Origin of the sequence: Ferrovibrio sp. MS7, assembly GCF_038404985.1 — a bacterium.
GTDB lineage: Bacteria > Pseudomonadota > Alphaproteobacteria > Ferrovibrionales > Ferrovibrionaceae > Ferrovibrio > Ferrovibrio plantarum.
Genome location: NZ_JBBKBA010000001.1, coordinates 2,283,894 through 2,300,181, shown reverse-complemented (window position 1 = coordinate 2,300,181; position 16,288 = coordinate 2,283,894). Strand labels below are relative to the sequence as shown.

Annotated in this window: 12 protein-coding genes and 1 pseudogene; 12 read left to right on the top strand and 1 reads right to left on the bottom strand. The window is 61.2% G+C overall.

Annotated elements, in window-relative coordinates:
- The first annotated feature begins 84 nt into the window (after nucleotides 1-84).
- The 12 genes and pseudogenes from V6B08_RS10985 to V6B08_RS10930 all read left to right on the top strand — a co-directional run bounded on the left by V6B08_RS10985 (nucleotide 85) and on the right by V6B08_RS10930 (nucleotide 14,035).
- Nucleotides 85-999, top strand: a complete 915-nt coding sequence (locus V6B08_RS10985; RefSeq protein WP_341980584.1) for a uracil-DNA glycosylase — start codon at nucleotides 85-87, stop codon at nucleotides 997-999.
- Between the two features lie 118 nt (nucleotides 1,000-1,117).
- Nucleotides 1,118-2,329 carry an MFS transporter gene (locus V6B08_RS10980; protein WP_341980582.1) on the top strand — a complete coding sequence of 404 codons (1,212 nt, stop codon included), beginning with the start codon at nucleotides 1,118-1,120 and terminating at the stop codon, nucleotides 2,327-2,329.
- Nucleotides 2,330-2,463: 134 nt separating this feature from the next.
- Nucleotides 2,464-4,251, top strand: coding sequence for a lytic transglycosylase domain-containing protein (locus tag V6B08_RS10975; protein WP_341980580.1), 1,788 nt, complete (start codon nucleotides 2,464-2,466; stop codon nucleotides 4,249-4,251).
- Between the two features lie 15 nt (nucleotides 4,252-4,266).
- On the top strand, nucleotides 4,267-5,235 hold the full coding sequence (locus tag V6B08_RS10970; protein WP_341980578.1) for a PAS domain S-box protein: 969 nt from the start codon (nucleotides 4,267-4,269) through the stop codon (nucleotides 5,233-5,235).
- 111 nt (nucleotides 5,236-5,346) lie between these two features.
- Nucleotides 5,347-7,134 carry a M3 family oligoendopeptidase gene (locus tag V6B08_RS10965; RefSeq protein ID WP_341980576.1) on the top strand — a complete coding sequence of 596 codons (1,788 nt, stop codon included), beginning with the start codon at nucleotides 5,347-5,349 and terminating at the stop codon, nucleotides 7,132-7,134.
- A 5-nt stretch (nucleotides 7,135-7,139) separates the two neighbouring features.
- A complete protein-coding gene (locus V6B08_RS10960) occupies nucleotides 7,140-8,483 on the top strand; it encodes an ABC1 kinase family protein (RefSeq protein WP_341980574.1) in 1,344 nt (447 codons plus the stop codon).
- Nucleotides 8,484-8,729: 246 nt separating this feature from the next.
- Nucleotides 8,730-9,665, top strand: coding sequence for a S26 family signal peptidase (locus V6B08_RS10955; protein WP_341980572.1), 936 nt, complete (start codon nucleotides 8,730-8,732; stop codon nucleotides 9,663-9,665).
- Between the two features lie 213 nt (nucleotides 9,666-9,878).
- Nucleotides 9,879-10,769, top strand: a complete 891-nt coding sequence (locus V6B08_RS10950; RefSeq protein ID WP_341980570.1) for a putative metalloprotease CJM1_0395 family protein — start codon at nucleotides 9,879-9,881, stop codon at nucleotides 10,767-10,769.
- Between the two features lie 141 nt (nucleotides 10,770-10,910).
- The gene (locus V6B08_RS10945) at nucleotides 10,911-11,051 is read left to right on the top strand and encodes an aa3-type cytochrome c oxidase subunit IV (RefSeq protein ID WP_341980568.1); all 141 of its coding nucleotides are present in this window, start codon (nucleotides 10,911-10,913) and stop codon (nucleotides 11,049-11,051) included.
- Nucleotides 11,052-11,158: 107 nt separating this feature from the next.
- The gene (locus V6B08_RS10940; RefSeq protein WP_341980566.1) at nucleotides 11,159-12,310 is read left to right on the top strand and encodes a Re/Si-specific NAD(P)(+) transhydrogenase subunit alpha; all 1,152 of its coding nucleotides are present in this window, start codon (nucleotides 11,159-11,161) and stop codon (nucleotides 12,308-12,310) included.
- Nucleotides 12,311-12,330: 20 nt separating this feature from the next.
- Nucleotides 12,331-12,624: pseudogene (locus V6B08_RS10935) on the top strand (proton-translocating transhydrogenase family protein); the annotation flags it as partial.
- A 13-nt stretch (nucleotides 12,625-12,637) separates the two neighbouring features.
- Entirely contained in the window at nucleotides 12,638-14,035 is a 1,398-nt protein-coding gene (locus V6B08_RS10930; RefSeq protein ID WP_341980564.1) for an NAD(P)(+) transhydrogenase (Re/Si-specific) subunit beta, read from the top strand.
- Nucleotides 14,036-14,428: 393 nt separating this feature from the next.
- Here the strand turns inward: V6B08_RS10930 and V6B08_RS10925 are convergent, their stop codons facing one another.
- A complete protein-coding gene (locus V6B08_RS10925) occupies nucleotides 14,429-15,949 on the bottom strand; it encodes a deoxyguanosinetriphosphate triphosphohydrolase (RefSeq protein WP_341980562.1) in 1,521 nt (506 codons plus the stop codon).
- Nucleotides 15,950-16,288: the final 339 nt, after the last annotated feature.

The window sequence follows — 16,288 nt, the reverse complement described above, 5'->3', positions numbered from 1 at the left end:
CTGGTCTTCTGGCACTGTTGACGATTGGCCCCTGCTTACCAGACTATATTGCCCAAGCCAACGGCGCCGGGCCAGGACAGGTTTATGCACACAAATGATATAACCGGGGAGACGCTCAGCGCCGGCGCGCTGCTGCGTTTCTATGTCGAATCCGGCGCCGACGAGTGTATCGGCGACGCGCCGGTGGACCGCACCCAGGCACCGCCACCCCGCCCCGCTGCCAATGCGCCTGCTGCCGCCAGGCCGGCCACACCTGCCGCAACGAAACCCGCTGCTTCCGCATCGCAAGCGCCCGTATCTGGCCAGGGTCTGTCCGATGGGGCAGCTTTCACCTTCACACCGGCAGCGCCGCCGGTGCGTGCGCCGGTCTCTCCGGCGCTGCTCTCGGCACAGGCAGCGGAAACCGCCGCCACCAAGGCGGCCCTGGCCTGCAACAGCGTCGAGGAACTGAAGGCCGCTGTAGCCGCCTTCGAGGGCTGCGCGCTGAAGGCCACCGCCACCAATACCGTGTTCGCGCGTGGCAATCCGGCGGCAACGATCATGCTGATCGGTGAAGCGCCGGGCCGCGACGAAGATGCCCAGGGTGCGCCCTTCGTCGGCCAGAGCGGCCAGTTGCTCGACCGCATGCTGGCCGCCATTCAGCGCGACGAAAGCAACGCCTATATCTCCAACGTCATTTTCTGGCGTCCGCCGGGCAACCGTGATCCGTCGCCGGAGGAAATCATCGCCTGCCGTCCCTTCGTCGAGCGCCACATCGCTCTGGTGCGGCCAAAGGTGATCGCCCTGGTGGGGCGGCATGCCGCCGCCACCCTGCTCGGCACCAGCCAGGGCATCACCAAGCTGCGCGGCAACTGGCATGTCTATGCCAAGGACGGCCTGAACATTCCCGCCCTGCCGATGCTGCATCCGGCCTATCTGCTGCGCCAGCCCGGCATGAAGCGCGAAGCCTGGCGCGACATGCTCAGCCTGGCCGTGAAGCTCGAGGAACTGGGCGGGTGAAGTCGATTGAGAGCAGTCGTAACGAGACCCCCGGGTCAAGCCCGGGGGTGACGAGAATAATAATAAGCGTCATGCGCGGACTTGATCCGCGCATCTCGTGAAGTCGGGAAACGCTTTTATGAACCGCATCTTCTATGGCTGGGTCGTGGTGGCGGCGGCTTTTGCCGTGATGTTCGTCGGCTTCGGCGCCGCCTATTCCTTCCCCGCCTTCTTCGAACCGCTGCGGCGTGAATTCGAAGCCAGCCGCGCCACCGTGTCGCTGGTGTTTTCGCTCGCCGCCTTCCTCTATTTCGCGCTCGGCGCCATCAGCGGCCCGCTCGCCGACCGGCTCGGGCCGCGGCCGGTGATCGGCTTCGGCCTTGCCGCTGTCGCCGCCGGCATGATCGCCGCCAGCTTCGCCGATAGCCTGCTGACAGTGCTGATCGCCTATTCCATCGGCATGGGCGTCGGCGTCGGCTTTTCCTATGTGCCGGCCATCGGCACGGTGCAGCACTGGTTCATCGCCAAGCGCGGCCAGGCGTCTGGTCTTGCGGTTATGGGGATTGGCTTAGGGACGGTGGTGATGCCGCCGGTCGCCGCCTGGCTGATCGACAGCCTGACCTGGCGCCAGGCCTATCTGCTGCTCGGCATCGCCGCCGCCATCCTCGGCGCCCTGGCGGTGGTGGCCCTGCGGCCCAATCCCGCCAGCATGGGCCTGCGCCCGGATGGTGTCGGCGCGGCGGCCGGGGAAGCTGTCCCATCCAACGCCCCGCCGCCCGGCCTCACTCTGGCGGAAGCGTTGCGCCACCGGCTGTTCTGGCTGCTCTACCTTGCCTGCGCGCTGAACTGCATCGGCACCTTCGTACCTTTCGTGCATCTCCCCGCCTATGCCCAGGACCAGGGCCTGTCGCGCGACCAGGGCGTCTGGCTGGTCGGGCTGATCGGGATCGGCTCGATGCTCGGGCGCTTCCTGCTCGGCCCGGTGGCCGACCGGGTTGGGCGCGGCCCGGCCTTCGCCGCCGCCATGTTCGGCTCCGGCATCATGCTGGCGCTGTGGCCGCTGGCCGATGGCTTCATCCCGCTGGGGCTGTTCGCGCTCGGCTTCGGCCTCTGCTATGGCGGCTTCGTGGCGCTCGCCCCGGCGGTCACCGTCGACCTGTTCGGCGCCCGCGCCGCCAGTGCGGTGATCGGCGCGCTCTATACCAGCGTCGCCTTTTCCACCCTGATCGGTCCCACCCTGGCCGGCGCCGCCTTCGACCGCTTCGGCAGCTACCTGGCCCCGATCCTGATCTGTGCCACCACCTGCCTTATCGGCGCCGGCATCATCGCCGTGATGCCGCGCCGCCGCTAATACAACTTATATGGTACATAATATAGGCTTGCCCATACGGGTTTCATGGGGTATGCCGGCTCGTCATGCCAAGCCAATCGCGACAAATTGTGACCTGGCAGCTTTTGCAGACGGGGGAAATCCGGCGGCGCCTAGTGGCCCGGCTGGGCTTCGGCGCCCTGTTGCTGGCTGCTGGCCTGGGGCTGGCGGCATTACTGGCCCCAGCGCAGTCACTGGCCCAAACCGACCTGCCCACCATCCTCAATCAGGCTGACAGCGACCGCTATGGCCGTATTTTCGAGCTTCAGGCCGACCTGCGCTTCGCCGAGGCCGACCGCGAACTGAAGCTGATCAAGGACCCGATCCTGCGCGGCCATGCACTGCATCAGCGCTACACCCATCCGACCGGGTATAACGCCGGCTATGCCGAATTGAGCAACTGGCTGCGCGACTACCGCGATCATCCCGGCGCCGAGGAAATCTACCGCCTGGCGCTGAAAAAGAAGGGCAAGAAGGACAAGGCCCCGCCTGCCCCCACCGGGGTCGATACCGGCGAATTCCCCAATGATCCAGGCAGCGTCGCCACCACGCGCTCGCGCCCGATCCCGAAGGAGCGCGACCCGGCCGCCGCCCAGATGATCGCCCGCGCCGAGGGCGAACTCGGCCAGTTGCTGCGCAAGGACAAGGTCAGCCAGGCCGAGGCGCTGATCAACAAGCCGGAAATCCGCTCGCGGCTGTCCAATTCCGAATTCGACGACTGGCGCCGCCGCGTCGCCTGGAGCTGGTTCCTGAATGGCGACGACGCCAAGGCGCTGGCGCTGGCCGGCCCCGCCGCGCAGCGTTCACGCGCCCGCGTGCCGGAAGCCGACTGGGTCGCCGGCATCGCTGCCTGGCGCATGGGCCGCTACGACAACGCCGCGCATCATTTCGAAAACCTGGCCTTTTCGCAGGTCGCCTCGAACTGGGACAAGGCCGCCGGTGCCTGGTGGGGCGCGCGCGTCATGCTCCGGCTGCGCCAGCCGGCGGAAGCGATGCGCCTGCTGCAGGTGGCGGCGACGCAGGAACGCACCTTCTACGGCCTGCTGGCGCTGAACCAGTTGGGCCAGGAAATGCCCTTCTCCTGGGCGCCGGCGCCGCTGGTGGCGGAAGATGCCGGCAAGCTGGCGCAGATGCCGGCGATCCGCCGCGCCCTGGCGCTGAACGAAATCGGCGAGGCGGTGCGTGCCGACCGCGAAATCGCCCGCGTGTTTTCGCAGGCCTCCGACCCGCTGGCTTTCGCCCTGCTCGGCCTTGCTGGCCGGCTGCAGACTCCGGCTTCGGCGATGAAGATCGGCCTGGCCTGGCGCAGCGTGAAGGGCGATGCCTACGACAACGCCATGTATCCGCTGCCGCCCTGGGAGCCGGAAGGCGGCTTCGCGCTCGACCGTGCGCTGATCTTCGCCTTCATGCGCCAGGAAAGCGCCTTCAACCCGCGCGCTTCCTCCAGCGCCGGTGCCGCCGGCCTGATGCAGTTGATGCCGCGCACCGCCGGCTATGTGGCGGGCGACCATACCCTGCGGCTGAAGAACAGCCGCCACCGCCTGCTGGCGCCGGAATACAATATCGAGCTGGGCCAGCGCTACCTGCAGCATCTGCTGGAAATGCCGATGATCCGCGGCAACCTGTTCTACCTCGCCGCCGCCTACAATGCCGGTCCGGGCAATCTGCAGAAATGGCTGCGCGAAGGCCGCCAGGAAGACCCGCTGCTGTTCATCGAGAGTATCCCGCTTTCTGAAACCCGGCTGTTCGTGCAGCGCGTGCTGACCAATCACTGGATCTACCGCGCCCGCATCGGCCAGCCGCATGACAGCCTCTCCTCCACCGTCACCGGTGACTGGCCGCTTTACCGCGCCCATGACCGCGCCACCGACAGCGATCTGCGGACGGCGGAAAAGAAGCCCTGATCCCCCGCTAGCGGCATGGCTATCACACTGAACGCCACCCTCGCCGAACGCCGGCTTGCCCTGCAATGCCTGATCACGGTCTGCGTGCTGATGACGCTGGGGAGCTGCTACGGCCTGTTCGTCGCCGGGCCGGCCGGCCTGCTCTCTCCATTCGAATGGCTCACCATCCCGCCGATGCTGCTCACCGGCCTGGTGTTGCTGGTACTGCTGCTGTGGCGCGGCACCATCTGGCTCGAGCGCATCGCCTTCGGCCTCTCGCTCTGGATTTCCTTCTACATCGCCGGGAACGTGACGAACGCGCTGTTCCTGACCAAGGATGGCGACAAGGTATTCGTTCATATGGGCTGGGCGATCCCGGTCTACCTGTTCCTGTTCGCGGTGAATGAGCGGCGTCGGGCGCTGTGGTTGTCTGGCATCACCGCCGGAACAATCCTGCTGAGTGTCGGCACCTACCTGATCGAGCATGCCGCCGCCGGCTCGTCGCAGCTCGATGCCATGGTAAGCTGGAGTCTGGCGCAACTGGCGGCGCTGGCGCTGATCGCCGGCGTGTCGCATTTCCGCGAACTCTATGCCATCGAGAATGCCGCCGCCGCAGCCCTGGCCGACAGCAATAGCCGTATCTCGGCGCTGGCCGAGCAATTGAGCGAAAGCGAAGCACGGGCACGGCGCCTGATCGACCTCGCCCCCGATGTGCCCGGCCTGCTCGACGACACCGCCTGTATCGTCGAGATCGGGCCGAATTGCCGCGACATCTGGGGCATGGAGCGCGAGGCGATCATCGGCCGCCCGCTGGTCTCGCTGTTCTCCGCCAATGACCAGCTCGTCGTTACCGCGCGGCTGGATGCCGCCCGCAGCGGTGCGCCCCGGCGCATGCAGCCTGGCCGCGTGCGCCATGCCAGCGGCCAGGAGAAGCCGGTGCTGTGGTCGGTGATCTGGTCGCCGGTGGCGAGCCAGTATTACCTCTGGGCCCAACCCGCTGAATAAAACAGCCCGCCGAACAAGCAGCGGTTCCTCACCAGAATTTAATTCCCCGCCCTCTGGCCTTAACACCGGCCGCCGCCCATATTTAGAGTCGTTCAAAGCAAGGAGCGACGTATGGCATCCGCGGCCCAGGCGAAAAAGCTCGGCAAACTGCCGAACTGGAATCTCGACGACCTCTATCCGGGCCGCGATTCCAAGCCGTTCCACGCCGCCATGGCCAATGCCGCCAAGACCGCCGAGGCGCTGGAAAAGCGCGGCAAGGGCCGCATCGCCGCGATGAGCGGCGACGAACTGGCCGGGCTGATCCAGGACTACGAGAAGCTGCAGGACACCATCGGCCGCATCTACGCCTTTGGCTCGCTGAGCTACGCCGCCGACATGGCCGATCCGCAGGTGGCGCGCTTCTACCAGGATATCCAGGAGAAGCTGAACGCCGTCACCACCCGCCTGCTGTTCGTCGGCCTGGAACTGAACAAGCTGGACGACAAGGCGCTGGAGACGAAACTCGCCCAGTCGAAGAAGCTGAAGCATTACAAGCCCTGGCTCGATGATCTGCGGCTCTATCGCCCCTACCAGCTTTCCGACGAGATCGAGCAGTTGCTGCATGAGAAGCAGGTTTCCGGCGCCGCCGCCTGGAACCGCCTGTTCGACGAGACCATGGCCGGCCTGCGCTTCAAGCTTGGGACCGAGGAACTGACCGCCGAGCAGACGCTGCATCTGCTTTCCGACACCGACCCGGCCAAGCGCCGCCAGGCCGCCAAGGCTTTGGCCAAGGTGTTCAAGCAGAATGTCCGCCTCTTCGCCCTGATCACCAACACGCTGGTGAAGGACAAGGAGATCGAGGACCGCTGGCGCAAATATCCGCTGCCCGAATCCTCGCGGCATCTGTCCAACTGCGTTGAACCGGAAGTGGTGAACGCCCTGGTGGATGCCGTGACCGCCAGCTACCCCAGCCTGTCCCACCGCTACTACGCGCTGAAGGCCAAGTGGATGGGCAAGCGCCAGCTTGACTGGTGGGACCGCAACGCGCCTCTCCCTGAGGACAAGGACCGCCTGATCCCCTGGGAGGAAGCGCGCGACATCGTGCTCGGCGCCTATGGCCGCTTCTCGCCGAAACTGGCCGATCTCGGCAAGCGTTTCTTCGACAATAACTGGATCGACGCCCCGGCGCGGCCGGGCAAGGCCTCGGGCGCGTTTGCGCATCCGACAGTGCCGAGCGCGCATCCCTATCTGCTGGTGAACTATCTCGGCCGCACCCGTGACGTGATGACCCTGGCGCATGAATTGGGCCATGGCGTGCACCAGTTGCTCGCCGCCGAGCAGGGCCCGCTGATGGCCGATACGCCGCTGACCCTGGCCGAGACGGCTTCCGTGTTCGGCGAGCAGCTCACCTTCCGCGCTCTGCTGGCCCAGGCCAAGCCGAAGCAGCGCAAGCTGATGCTGGCCTCCAAGGTGGAGGACATGCTCAACACCGTGGTGCGGCAGACCGCCTTCTATAAGTTCGAGCAGCGCGTGCACAATGCGCGGCGCGAGGGCGAGCTGACGCCGGATGCGCTGGGCGATATCTGGCTCGGCGTGCAGCGCGAGAGCTTAGGCCCGGCGCTGAAATTCGATGCCGACTACAGCACCTTCTGGTGCTACATCCCGCATTTCGTGCATTCGCCCTTCTATGTCTATGCCTATGCCTTTGGCGATTGCCTGGTGAACGCGCTCTATGCCCGCTACCAGGATGCCGAGAAGGGTTTCCAGGAGAAGTATTTCGCCATGCTCAAGGCCGGCGGCAGCAAGCGCCACAAGGAATTGCTCGCCCCCTTTGGCCTCGATGCCTCGGATCCCGCCTTCTGGTCCAAGGGGCTCGGCGTGATCGGCGGCTTTATCGACGAGCTTGAAGCCCTTGGTTAAACAGAATGGCTGAGGAAGACACTGCCTTAGGCCGCGCCCGGCGCTATGCCCGTGTCGGCGCCTCGGTTGGCAGCCTTGCCGCCAAGCTCGGCGCCGAGCGCGTGCTTGGCGTCAAGCTCGACCGTGGCAAGCATGCGGCGGATCTGCGTGCGGCGCTCGGCGGCCTGAAAGGCCCGCTGATGAAGGTGGCGCAGATCATGTCCACCATCCCCGACGCGCTGCCGAAGGAATATGTGCAGGAACTGACGCAGCTTCAGGCCAATGCGCCGGCGATGGGGCCGGCTTTCGTCAAGCGCCGCATGGTTGCTGAACTCGGGCCCGACTGGCAGGCGAAATTCACCCGCTTCGATTTGCAGGCAGCCGCCGCCGCCTCGCTCGGCCAGGTGCATCGCGCGGCGACCAAGCAGCAGGGCAACCTGGCGGCCAAGCTGCAATACCCGGACATGGCTTCGGCGGTGGAAGCCGATCTGAAGCAGTTGAAGCTGATCTTCGGCATCTACAGCCGCATCGATCCGGCCATCGACACCCGCCATATCCATGCCGAGATCGCCGACCGGCTGCGCGAGGAACTGGATTACCAGCGCGAAGCGGCGCATATGCGGCTCTATGCCGCGATGCTGAAAGACGAGCCGCAGGTGCATGTGCCCGACGTGGTGAAGCCTTTAAGCACCGGCCGGCTGCTGACCATGACCTGGCTGGACGGCAAGCCGCTGCTGACCTACAAGGACGCGCCGCAGGAAGCCCGCGACACGATTGCCTACAACCTGTTCCGCGCCTGGTATGTGCCGTTCTACCGCTGCGGCGTGATCCATGGCGATCCGCATTTGGGCAATTACACGGTGCGCGACGATCTCGGCATCAACCTGCTGGATTTCGGCTGCGTGCGCATTTTCCCAGCAAAGTTCGTCGGCGGCGTGATCGACCTCTACCGCGCTATCTCGACCCAGGACCGCGCGCTGGCGGTGCATGCCTACGAGACCTGGGGCTTTTCGGGCTTGAGCAACGAAGTGATCGACACGCTCAATCTCTGGGCCGAATTCGTCTACGCGCCGCTGCTGGAAGACCGCCCGCGCCGCATCCAGGAAATGGAAGAAAGCGGCATCTATGGCCGCGAAGTAGCCGAGAAGGTGCATGCCGAATTGAAGAAACTCGGCGGCGTGACGCCGCCGCGCGAATTCGTGTTCATGGACCGCGCCGCCATCGGCCTCGGCGGCGTATTCCTGCATCTGAAGGCAGCGATCAACTGGCACCGCCTGTTCCACGACCTGATCGAAGGCTTCGACACCAAGGCACTGGAAAAACGCCAGCAGGCGGCGCTGAAGGCGGCGGGGCTGGAACAGACTGATTAGAATAAAGCTTGCGACTAAACCGGAAAACGCGCACCCAAAAATATGTCAGACACACCGGCTGCATTGCAAAAAAGAGCAATAAAATATACAATTGATAATTACAGATAAGATTTTACTTACACAGGGGCGAAATACTCTAGCCTCTATTTTTGCAGGATGATCCAGGTGCAAAGGCATGCCGGTTTCGCGGCGGGAATATACTGGGGCTTTGCGCTGCGATTTCGAGAGCTGCGAGGCTAATGGGTGATGCGGAAAGTTTTCACATCCGGGCTTCGAATCGTTTTCGACTATCTTGCGCCAGGGCGCATCCTGCATCGAAACAATAATTTTCGTGCCGCGACCTTTGCGTCGATAGTTATCACTGTTCTTGATATTGCTGTTTTGTATTTTGTTTTCTTTGACATTCCTCAAAACTCCACCGAAGTGCAATTCAAGCTGACCACAGCTGTCTCATACATGCTGTTGCGGGCGCTGCTGGCTACAGCTCTTCAATTCTTACCAAAGCGTCTGCTTCCTGCCACGCCCGCGTTTTGCACTGAGAATGTGCTCTTTTTATCGGTATTCCTGAGAGCCTACCCAATTTTCTCCCTGGCAATAATCATCAGCATTCATTTGTTCAAACTATCCGCCTGGGGGTTTTTTCAAGGACCGTCAGAACTTTCGCTTCCGAACATATTTCCTAATGATGTCATTGTTATAGAACATCATTACTTCAAGAAAAATTCCGCTCGCAGAGGCGATCTCGTTGTGTATGAACGAGCAGGCAATTTCCTCATTTCAAGAATCGCCGCAATACCTGGGGATACCGTCAGCATTCGAAATGGGGCGCTGTCTGTAAACGGGCAAACCCAAAATTTGCAGGCGATGAGAACATGTATTCCTGTAGCCGGCAAACTCTATCAAGCTATTGAAGAAGAAAATGACGCTGGGAAATACACTGTATTGATTGGTGGGTGTGACGTCGAAATTTCCTATCGCATAGGCGCGGTGGATATAATGACTAATGAAATTCTACTCGTTCACGACAACCGAAGCAGATTCGGGAATATGTTCTCATCCTTGGAAAAAGTCCCCATCGACATGCGTGTTTTTAAAGTTCAGGCATCATCTTTATTTCATAGACCAAGGTTTATTCACCGGTCTTCGTCGGCGGACCGCGCTGATATCAGATTGAGCGAATAGCGAAACCATTTATAGTTTTCCATACGCCCCGTGTCTCGGCGCCTTGTGACTGGAGCAATCAAGCACGCGCAGAGTCAAGTTGCGGAATTTCCGACGCATGGCGGCGGAGAAGATACGCGGGTAGTGGCGCGTGTTGCCGGCTCAACACCCGCTCCTGTTGGCAGGAGTCAGCTTTCCGGTTGACGGCGCCCGCCAGGGGGCGACAATCGGGGCATGATTGGCAGCCTGTCGCTCTATTCGCCGGCCACGCTGCCGGCCTTTGGCGCCGCGCCCCCCGCCCTTGCCACGGCCCAGAGCCGGGCCAATGACGGCAGCGCGGTGTGCAGCGCGCTGGATTGCAGCGAACATGGCGCCTTCAACCGCGCCCAGCTTGCGGCGCAGTTTCCCGGCCTGGCCAGCGCGCGCACGGAATCGGCGCGGCAGAACGGCATCGGCCCCGGCGCCGTGACCGCAGCCAGCACCGGCACTGGCAGCAGCGGCATCGGCAGCAGCGGCACCGGTCGCCTGGCCAGCAACACCCTGCTCACCGCCCAGGAGCAGGCCACGCCCGCCGCCGGCAGCGGCAAGGCGCAGTCGGCTGACCAGCTATCGGAAGAAGAAAAGGCCCAGGTGGCGAAGCTGAAGGCGATCGACGCCAAGGTGCGGGCGCATGAGCGGGCGCATGCCGCCGTGGGCGGGCAATATGCCGGCGCGCCGTCCTACAGCTACACGCGCGGCCCCGATGGCCAGATGTATGCCACCAGCGGCGAGGTGAGCATCGACATTTCCGCCGAGAACGACCCGGAAGCGACCCTGCAGAAAGCGGCCCAGGTGGCCGCCGCCGCGCTGGCCCCGGCCGACCCCTCGGGCGCCGACCGCGCCGTGGCCGCCGCCGCCCAGGCCTTGCGGCTGGAAGCCCTGGCGCAGATCCGCGCCGAAAAGAAAGCCGAGCAGGAAGCGCAGCAGGCCGAGGCTGGCACGGCGCCCGCACCTAATCCGGCGCCCGGGCAAAGTCCCGCCGAATCGCCCGCTGCCCGGGCCTCCGCCGCCTATGCCGCGCTCAACGGCCTGATCGGCCGGGTGGCCCAGCAGCAGGGCGGCGCGCTGGTCAATGCCTCGGCCTGACGCCGGGGCCTGAGCCCCCTACCGCAGCCGCGAAGGGTTGTAGGACCGGGGGGTAAAAGCGTAGTATCCGGGCGGAAAAACGGCCCGCCCCGGCGTGGGCCATAAACACCGCTCGCAGCAAGAACTAGAGGGAAGCAGCCGATGGCCGAGGAACATAAGCTTGGCACCATGGATATCAGCCAGCACAAGGCCGCCTATAGCGGCTTCATGAAGGCAACCACATGGTCCTGCATCGCCATCGCCATCACGCTGGCGCTGATGGCGAAATTCCTGGTGCACTAAGATTACCGCAACGGCGCCCCAGCGGCGCCGTTGTCTTATTCACAGTCATTTTGTTCGTACAAAGTCGATCGCGCCGGGCAGCCAGCGCGTTCAGGGAGCGATAAGCTATGAAGATAGCGATTCCGAAGGAGCGCCGTCCGGGTGAACGGCGCGCCGCCGCCTCGCCGGATACGGTGAAGAAATTTGCCCAGCTTGGCGCCGAGGTGGTGGTGGAAACCGGCACCGGCGCCGGTGCCGATATCCCCGACAGCCAATTCGCCGAAGCCGGCGCCAAGATCGCGCCCGACGCCAGGAGCGCGCTCGGCGATGCCGACATGGTGCTGAAGGTGCAGCGGCCGATGACCGCCGCCGAAGGTAATGACGAACTGGCTTTGCTCAAAAAAGGCGCCATCCTGGTCGCCGGCCTGGGTGCCTTGCAGCAGCGCGAGCAGGTGAAGGCCTATGCCGCCGCCGGCATCGACGCCTATGCCATGGAACTGATGCCGCGCATCACCCGCGCCCAGTCGATGGACATTCTGTCCTCGCAGTCGAACCTCGCCGGCTACAAGTCGGTGCTGGATGCGGCGGCCGTGTTCGGCCGTGCCTTCCCGATGATGATGACCTCGGCCGGCACCATCGCGCCGGCCCGCGTCTTCGTCATGGGCGTCGGCGTGGCCGGCCTGCAGGCGATTGCCACCGCCAAGCGCCTCGGCGCCGTGGTTTCGGCGACAGACGTGCGCCCGGCGACCAAGGAGCAGGTGGAAAGCCTCGGCGGCAAGTTCGTCTGGGTCGATGACGAGGAAGCCCGCGCCAGCCAGACCGCTGGCGGCTATGCCAAGGAAATGTCGGCCGAGTACAAGGCCAAGCAGGCAGCCCTCATTGCCGAGACGGTGAAGAAGCAGGACATCATCATCACCACCGCGCTGATCCCCGGCCGCCCCGCCCCGGTGCTGGTCACCGAGGAAATGGTGCGCAGCATGAAGCCCGGCTCGGTGATCATCGATCTGGCGGTGGAGGCCGGCGGCAATTGCCCGCTGTCCAAGCCGGACCAGATCGTCGATGTCGACGGCGTCAAGGTGGTAGGCTACACCAACTATCCCAGCCGCGTGCCGGTGGATGCCTCCAACCTGTTCTCGAAGAACCTCTGGAATTTCCTCTCCCCGCATTGGGACAAGGAAAGCAAGACATTCAAGTTCAAGGCCGACGACGAAACCGTGACCGGCACCTGCGTCACCCGCGGCGGCGCCGTGGTGCACCCGATGCTGAAAGAGGGGAACTGATCATGGGTGAGATTTACTCCTTCTTCTCGCTGCTCACCGTTTTCGTGCTGGCCTGCTTCGTCGGCTATTACGTGGTGTGGAGCGTCACCCCGGCCCTGCATACGCCGCTGATGAGCGTCACCAACGCCATCTCGTCGGTGATCATCGTCGGCGCGCTGATCGCCGCCGGTGCCTCGGCGGTGTTCGATGCCTCCAAGGTGTTCGGCCTGCTCGCCATCGCGCTCGCCGCGGTGAATATCTTCGGCGGCTTCCTTGTCACCCAGCGCATGCTGGCGATGTACAAGAAAAAAGACGCCCCGGCGAAGAAGCATTAAGGGGCCATAGATCATGTCCATCCAACTTACCGCCCTGCTCTATCTCGTCAGCTCGGTGTTGTTCATCCTGGCTCTGCGCGGGCTTTCCAGCCCAGAGACCAGCCGCCAGGGCAACACCTTCGGCATGGTCGGCATGGCGATTGCCGTGCTCACCACCATCGCCAATCTCGGCGACCTCTCCGGCTCGATTGCCTGGGTGCTGGTTGCCCTGGTGATCGGCGGTGGCGTCGGCACCGTGCTGGCCCGCCGCATCCAGATGACGGCGATGCCGCAGCTTGTCGCCGCCATGCACTCACTCGTCGGCCTTGCCGCCGTGCTGGTGGCGGCCGCCGCCTTCTACAATCCGGCGCCTTACGGCATTCTCAATCCGGCCGGCGTCATCACTGTCGCCGCCCGCATCGAGATGAGCCTCGGCGTGGTCATCGGCATCATCACCTTCTCCGGCTCGCTGGTGGCCTTTGCCAAGCTGCAGGGCCTGGTTTCCGGCAGCCCGGTGATCTTCAAGGGCCAGCATATGCTGAACGCCCTGATCGGCCTGGTGATCCTCGGCCTGATCGTCGCCTTCTGCATGAACCCGAGCAAGGAACTGTTCTGGGCCGTCACGCTGCTGGCGCTGATCGTCGGCTTCACCATCATCATCCCGATTGGCGGCGCCGACATGCCTGTGGTCGTGTCGATGCTGAACAGCTATTCCGGCTGGGCGGCGGCCGGCATCGGCTTCACGCTGCAGAACCCGGCGCTGATCGTCACCGGCGCGCTGGTCGGCTCGTCGGGCGCGATCTTGAGCTACATCATGTGCAAGGGCATGAACCGCTCGCTGTTCAACGTCATCCTCGGCGGCTTCGGCGGCGACACGGCGGCGGCGACTGGCGGCAGCAAGGTGGAGAAGCCCTACAAGAAGGGCTCGGCCGACGACGCCGCCTTCATCATGAAGAATGCCGGCAAGGTCATCATCGTGCCGGGCTATGGCATGGCCGTCTCCCAGGCGCAGCATGCGTTGCGCGAAATGGGCGACAAGCTGAAGGAGGAAGGCGTGGAAGTGAAATACGCCATCCATCCGGTGGCGGGCCGCATGCCGGGCCACATGAACGTGCTGCTGGCGGAAGCCAATGTGCCGTATGACGAGGTGTTCGAACTGGAGGAGATCAACTCCGAATTCCAGACCGCAGATGTGGCCTTCGTGATCGGCGCCAACGACGTGACCAACCCCGCCGCGCGCGACGACCCGAAAAGCCCGATCTACGGCATGCCGATCCTCGATGTGGACAAGGCCAAGACCGTGCTGTTCGTGAAACGCTCGATGGCCAGCGGCTATGCCGGCATCGACAACGACCTGTTCTACAAGGACAACACGATGATGCTGCTCGCCGACGCCAAGAAGATGGTGGAGGATATTGTTAAAGGTCTTTAAGTCCGCGTTGCGGACTTAAAGACCGACGGGCTGCGCAGCGGACGAGTGTCCAGTGGACACTCGGTAGCAAGCAGGAGATAGCAAGTCCGCAGTGCGGACTTGATCGCGAACAGCGGATCCCTTGTTAGAGAATGCTGAAGGGCTCGGGAGCAATCCCGAGCCCTTTCGATTTAAGCCTACGGCTCAAAGTCCGATAGGCTCTAAGCGCGCGAGCCTCCAGTGGAGGCTCGTGGGCGCAGAGGCCCGAAGGGCAGCGCAGCGGACGAGTGTCCAGTGGACACTCGGGAGCAAGCTGGATAGCAGGTCTCCTGTGGAGACCTGATCGATCACAGCGAATCTCTTGTTAGAGAACGCCGAAGGGCTCGGGAGCAATCCCGAGCCCTTTTCTGATATCTAGGGGCGTTGCCCCCCGGAAAAACCCATGCCCTGAAGTTGCTTTGAAATATACGTAGCGTAATTATCTGTCATACCACTTACGTAGTCTATCACTCGCCGTAAGCATTGATATTCCGTCCAGGTTTCTTGCTCTCCAGGCACATTTGTCCCTGAGGGAGCATGATGTCCAAGCAATTTAAGAACTAAATCAGACTTCCACGACAAAGCTGTATCACTCTGTCTTTTTTCACTACTCTCAGATCGCTTTGGGTCATGTGACAAAACTCTGGCTTTATTTATTGCTGCTTCACAGAATGCCTTCAATGTCGTGTCAAAAATTGCATATGCGCCAATCTCATTTTCAATTTTTCTTCTATCTTTGAATATTTCCTCGTGCGCGATTTTTTTGGCATCTAGAATAAATTGATTGAACCTTTTGTATTCTTGCATTTTCCCAAATATTGAACCGGACATAACGCCAGACATTATATCATCATATCCATTCATGAAGCCTTCCTTGACTGCCGGGACCGCAATATCAAAAATATGACTTCTTATTATCGCAAGATTTTCTCTACTGTTTCCCTCAGGGTTCAAGTCTTCTCGAATTCTTTTTGCGCTATCAGAATCAAAAGCGCTTAATAGCGCGTCACGTGCCCGCTCATATGTAATAATTTTTAATTCTACAGCATCCTCAATATCAATAATTGCATAACAGATATCGTCCGCAGCTTCGACTAAATAGGCCAATGGATGCCGACACCATTCATGATCATTTTTTTGGATTAATCCGGTTTCTTTAGCCACCTGCTCTAAAATGTTTTTCTCAGATAAAAATGCACCAAACTTTTTTCCCTTCTTTTGACTAGTCCAGGGATATTTCTGGAAAGCAGCCAATGTCGCACAAGTCAGTCGAACACCACCTTTGAAAAGTCTTCGCTCTGTTTGAGTGAGAATTCGAAAACCTTGAGCATTACCTTCAAAATTAATCAAATCGTTTTGATATTCTTTATTAAAGAATTTGAAAAACTCCGGTCCGTTAATTTCAAACCAATGAGCCATTGCCTCTTCCCCTCCATGACCAAACGGAGGGTTTCCTAGATCATGAGCAAGAGAAGCGGCTTGAACGACCGTTGATATGTCCTCCGGTGATATATCGCGAGGTAATTTCTTTTGGCGTTTTAATTCAACACCAATAGCTCTCCCCAAAGCTTTTCCCATTCGCGACGCTTCGAGACTATGGGCCAAACGTGTGTGAATATGATCGTTCGCTGCCAATGGGTGAACTTGGGTCTTTCGCCCCAGCCGTCTAAATGCGCCCGAGTATATTATCCGGTCGATGTCAGACTCAAATTGGGTCCTTTCCTCAATAGAAATTGTTTCTGGAAATTGAGGGTTTTTATCGGACGGGCTAGCTTCTACCCCCAACCTTTTTCTCGACATAAGCTGAGCCCAATTCATTTTTGTTGTGGGGTTGGTCTTCCTACTATTCGTCGATTTCTTAGTGGCAGTTTTGTTTTTTTTAGCGTTTTGAGCCATTTTAAAGATCCATCAATAATTGAATTTATGCCGTGCTATGCTGGCCATAAATTTAAAAATATACAATTATAAAATGTTCTTATGCCTAACTATCAATTTTGTACATATGCTTTTCGCGTTCATCTGCTCTCAAATATCCGCCCGAAGGCACGGCCTTAGTCGTTAAAAATCGCCAAGATTCCAGTCGATCACCTAATCAAGGCAAGTAGTCACCAAGCGATATACGCGAGGAAATAATGGTGAAAGGACTCTGCTAGCGTATCCGATTTCACCAGTAGGACCGCGCTCTTTAGGCTTCGGCCTATATCTAGCACTTCACAGGCCGACGCCGTCCTCTCG

Coding starts and splice junctions, on each gene's coding strand:
- V6B08_RS10985 (WP_341980584.1), top strand. CDS start 85: ATGCACACAAATGATATAACCGGGGAGACGCTCAGCGCCGGCGCGCTG.
- V6B08_RS10980 (WP_341980582.1), top strand. CDS start 1,118: ATGAACCGCATCTTCTATGGCTGGGTCGTGGTGGCGGCGGCTTTTGCC.
- V6B08_RS10970 (WP_341980578.1), top strand. CDS start 4,267: ATGGCTATCACACTGAACGCCACCCTCGCCGAACGCCGGCTTGCCCTG.
- V6B08_RS10965 (WP_341980576.1), top strand. CDS start 5,347: ATGGCATCCGCGGCCCAGGCGAAAAAGCTCGGCAAACTGCCGAACTGG.
- V6B08_RS10960 (WP_341980574.1), top strand. CDS start 7,140: ATGGCTGAGGAAGACACTGCCTTAGGCCGCGCCCGGCGCTATGCCCGT.
- V6B08_RS10955 (WP_341980572.1), top strand. CDS start 8,730: ATGCGGAAAGTTTTCACATCCGGGCTTCGAATCGTTTTCGACTATCTT.
- V6B08_RS10950 (WP_341980570.1), top strand. CDS start 9,879: ATGATTGGCAGCCTGTCGCTCTATTCGCCGGCCACGCTGCCGGCCTTT.
- V6B08_RS10945 (WP_341980568.1), top strand. CDS start 10,911: ATGGCCGAGGAACATAAGCTTGGCACCATGGATATCAGCCAGCACAAG.
- V6B08_RS10940 (WP_341980566.1), top strand. CDS start 11,159: ATGAAGATAGCGATTCCGAAGGAGCGCCGTCCGGGTGAACGGCGCGCC.
- V6B08_RS10930 (WP_341980564.1), top strand. CDS start 12,638: ATGTCCATCCAACTTACCGCCCTGCTCTATCTCGTCAGCTCGGTGTTG.
- V6B08_RS10925 (WP_341980562.1), bottom strand. CDS start 15,949: ATGGCTCAAAACGCTAAAAAAAACAAAACTGCCACTAAGAAATCGACG.